General features: G+C 67.3%; 4 protein-coding genes. 2 read left to right on the forward strand and 2 right to left on the reverse strand.

Features of this window, described 5'->3' with window-relative positions; translation table 11 throughout:
* On the reverse strand, window positions 1-522 hold a 522-nt coding region (locus tag JMF90_RS30455), incomplete at its 3' end, for a haloacid dehalogenase type II (RefSeq protein WP_201325834.1).
* Between the two features lie 157 nt (window positions 523-679).
* On the opposite strand from JMF90_RS30455, the gene JMF90_RS30460 reads away from it, so the two are divergent.
* Complete coding sequence (locus tag JMF90_RS30460) at window positions 680-1,585, forward strand: LysR family transcriptional regulator (protein WP_053525366.1); 906 nt, start codon at window positions 680-682, stop codon at window positions 1,583-1,585.
* A 159-nt stretch (window positions 1,586-1,744) separates the two neighbouring features.
* On the forward strand, window positions 1,745-2,179 hold the full coding sequence (locus JMF90_RS30465) for a universal stress protein (RefSeq protein WP_011549516.1): 435 nt from the start codon (window positions 1,745-1,747) through the stop codon (window positions 2,177-2,179).
* Between the two features lie 210 nt (window positions 2,180-2,389).
* Here JMF90_RS30465 and JMF90_RS30470 read toward each other — a convergent pair.
* Window positions 2,390-3,244, reverse strand: an 855-nt coding sequence (locus JMF90_RS30470) for an isocitrate lyase/phosphoenolpyruvate mutase family protein (RefSeq protein ID WP_201325835.1), incomplete at its 5' end; no start/stop codon positions are given.

The following is a 3,244-nucleotide window of genomic DNA, read 5'->3' on the forward strand; positions in this document are numbered from 1 at the left end:
GGCGGTGCCGAGCGCGTAGGCGGCCGGGCTCGGTTTGTACGCGCGCACGGTGTCGGCCGACAGCACGCGATCGAACAGGCCGGACATGCCGGCGCTCTTGATCGCGATGTCGAGCATCTGCGGGGTGCCGTTCGACAGGATCGCGAGCGGCGGGCGCGGGTCGAGCGCGCGCAGCTTGCGCAACGCGGGCACCGTATCGGGATAGGTCGACAGGCACGCGTATTCGTCCATCAAGCGCTTCTCGGCCGCGCCGTTCAGCGCGAGCCCGAGCCGGCGCGCGGCGAACCGCAGCGCATCGAGCGTGATGTCCCGGAACGGGCGATAGTGCGAGCCGGCCGGATCGGCGAGCGTGCGCAACTGCGAGTATTCGATCTGCTTGCGTCGCCACAGCTGCGACAACCGTTCCCCGTGCCCGGGAAACATCTGCTCAGCCGCGGCCAGCACGGCACGCACGTCGAACAACGTGCCGAATGCGTCGAAGAGGATGGCGTCGGGAGAGGAGAGTGTCGTTGTGGCCGACATAGCCTTGCGCTCCAGTTTCAGAGGTCGGGTCGATTCTATTCGTGATCGAAGGTGCTAAAAAAGACGCTAAACATCACTTGATCTTTTACTTTCATATACCTAATCTGAGTGACTCACGTTATTTGAAAGGCGGCGATGCCGTCCTTTCGAGAGAGTCATGGACCGGTTCAAGCAGATCGAAACGTTCGCCGCGGTCGCGGCGAAAGGCAGCCTGTCCGCGGCTGCGCATGCGGAAGGCGTCGCGCCGGCGATCATCGGCCGCCGCCTCGACGCGCTCGAGGAGCGGCTCGGCGTGAAGCTGCTGGTACGCACGACGCGCAAGCTCACGCTGACGTTCGAGGGTTCGGCGTTCCTCGAGGATTGCCAGCGCATCATCAACGACATGCAGAACGCGGAAGCGAGCGTGTCCGCCGGTGGTGTCAAGGCGAGCGGGCACCTGCGGATTTCCGCGCCGGCCGGCTTCGGGCGGCGGCACGTCGCGCCGCTCGTGCCTGAATTCAGCGTCGGGCACCCGGATGTGTCCGTCACGCTCGACCTGTCCGACCGGATGGTCGACCTCGTCAACGAGGGGTTCGATTGCGCGGTGCGGCTCGGCGAGCTGCCCGACTCGTCGCTCGTGTCGCTGAAACTCGGCGAGAACCGCCGCGTGTGCGTCGCGTCGCCCGCGTATCTCGCGCGGCGCGGCACGCCGGCCACGCTCGCGGAACTGGCGCGGCACAACTGCCTCGCGCTCGCGGCGAACGCGAACCAGCAGCGCGGCTGGTCGTTCCAGGAGGACGACAAGGTCGTGTCGATCCGCGTGAACGGCACGATGGAATGCTCGGACGGCGCGGTGCTGCACGAGTGGTGCCTCGCAGGCCATGGCCTCGCGTGGCGCTCGTGGTGGGAAGTCGGCGAGGACATCGCGGCCGGCCGGCTCGTTAGCGTGCTCGACGCGTTCGCCGCGCCGCCGATCGGCATCCACGCGGTGTTTCCGCAACGCCGGCATCTGCCGCTGCGCGTGCGCCTGTTTCTCGATTACCTGAAGCACACGTACGAGCGGCCCGGCTATTGGGGCGAGTAGGCGACGCGCGCCCGCGTGTTTCCGATATGAGGGCGAACCCGCTGCCGATTCGGCCGGCGCGATTTCGCACACTACAATCGTAAGAGGCATGTGCGCCGTGTCGCGGCCGGCTCGACCGGCGCCGCGGCGCGTGGCGTGCAATTGACGAAGGAGGGCGCGATGTTCCGGCACATCCTCGTTCCAACCGACGGTTCCGAACTGTCGCAAAAGGCGATCGACGGCGCGATCGACCTGGCTCGTGCGGTCGGCGCGCGCGTGACGGCCTACGCGTGCCTGCCGCAATATCCGTACTCGCCGTTTTCCGAAGTGATCATCGAGCCGCCCGCCGATTTCCGTGCGCGCAGCGAGCGCGAGGCGCGTGCGCATCTCGACGAGGTGGAGGCGGCCGCGAAGGCGGCCGGGGTCGCGTGCGACACGTGGACGAGCGTGCATCCGTCGCCGTATCTCGGCATCATCGAGGCGGCGGAGCGCGGCGGGTGCGACGTGATCTTCATGGCGTCCCACGGACGCCGCGGGCTCGGCAGCCTGTTGATCGGCAGCGAGACGCAGCGCGTGCTGACCCATACGAAAATTCCGGTGATCGTCTATCGGTAGGGCAGCGCCGGCCGTGGCCGGGCGGGCTGCGCCGCGGAAAAGGGCGCGCCGGACGAAGCCGGCGCGCATCGTTGCTGGCGGCCCGCAGGCCGCGCGGCCGGTCGCGCGAAGGGACTCGCGCGCCTGCCGTCTCCTCCCTGATTGTTGTTCCGGTGGCCGATGCCGCGGCGTCGCGAGACGCGGCGGGGATCGGCATCACGCCTGGGCGCGTTACGCGACTTTCTTGCCGTCGAAGAACTGTTCGTCCTCGGTCGAGCCGTGCAGCGCGGTCGTCGATGCTTCGCGCTCGACCGTCTGCGTCACCGCGTCGAAGTAGCCGGTGCCGACCTCGCGCTGATGCTTGACTGCCGTGAAGCCCTTGTCGGCGGCCGCGAACTCGGCCTGCTGCAGTTCGACGAACGCGCTCATCTGCGTGCGGGCATAGCCGTGCGCGAGGTTGAACATCGAGTAGTTCAGCGCATGGAAGCCGGCCAGCGTGATGAACTGGAACTTGTAGCCCATCGCGCCCAGCTCCTTCTGGAACTTCGCGATCGTCGCGTCGTCGAGGTTCTTCTTCCAGTTGAACGACGGCGAGCAGTTGTACGACAGCAGTTTGCCCGGGAACTGCTTGTGGATCGCTTCCGCGAACTTCTTCGCGTACTCGAGATCGGGCTTGCCGGTTTCGCACCAGATCAGGTCGGCGTACGGCGCGTACGCGAGGCCGCGCGAGACCGCCTGTTCGAGGCCCGGCTTCGTGCGGAAGAAGCCTTCCACCGTGCGCTCGCCGGTCAGGAACGGCTTGTCGTTGTCGTCGACGTCGGACGTGATCAGGTCGGCCGCTTCCGCATCGGTGCGGGCCACCAGCACGGTCGGCGTGCCCATCACGTCGGCCGCGAGCCGCGCGGCCGACAGTTTCGCGACGGCTTCGCGCGTCGGTACGAGCACCTTGCCGCCCATGTGGCCGCATTTCTTCACCGATGCGAGCTGGTCCTCGAAGTGAACGCCCGATGCGCCGGCCTCGATCATCGCCTTCATCAGCTCGAACGCGTTGAGCACACCGCCGAAACCGGCTTCCGCATCGGCGAC

It is taken from the genome of Burkholderia sp. E168m23 (assembly GCF_016586125.1).
Taxonomy (GTDB): Bacteria; Pseudomonadota; Gammaproteobacteria; order Burkholderiales; family Burkholderiaceae; genus Burkholderia; species Burkholderia orbicola.

Coding starts and splice junctions, on each gene's coding strand:
- JMF90_RS30465 (WP_011549516.1), top strand. CDS start 1,745: ATGTTCCGGCACATCCTCGTTCCAACCGACGGTTCCGAACTGTCGCAA.
- JMF90_RS30460 (WP_053525366.1), top strand. CDS start 680: ATGGACCGGTTCAAGCAGATCGAAACGTTCGCCGCGGTCGCGGCGAAA.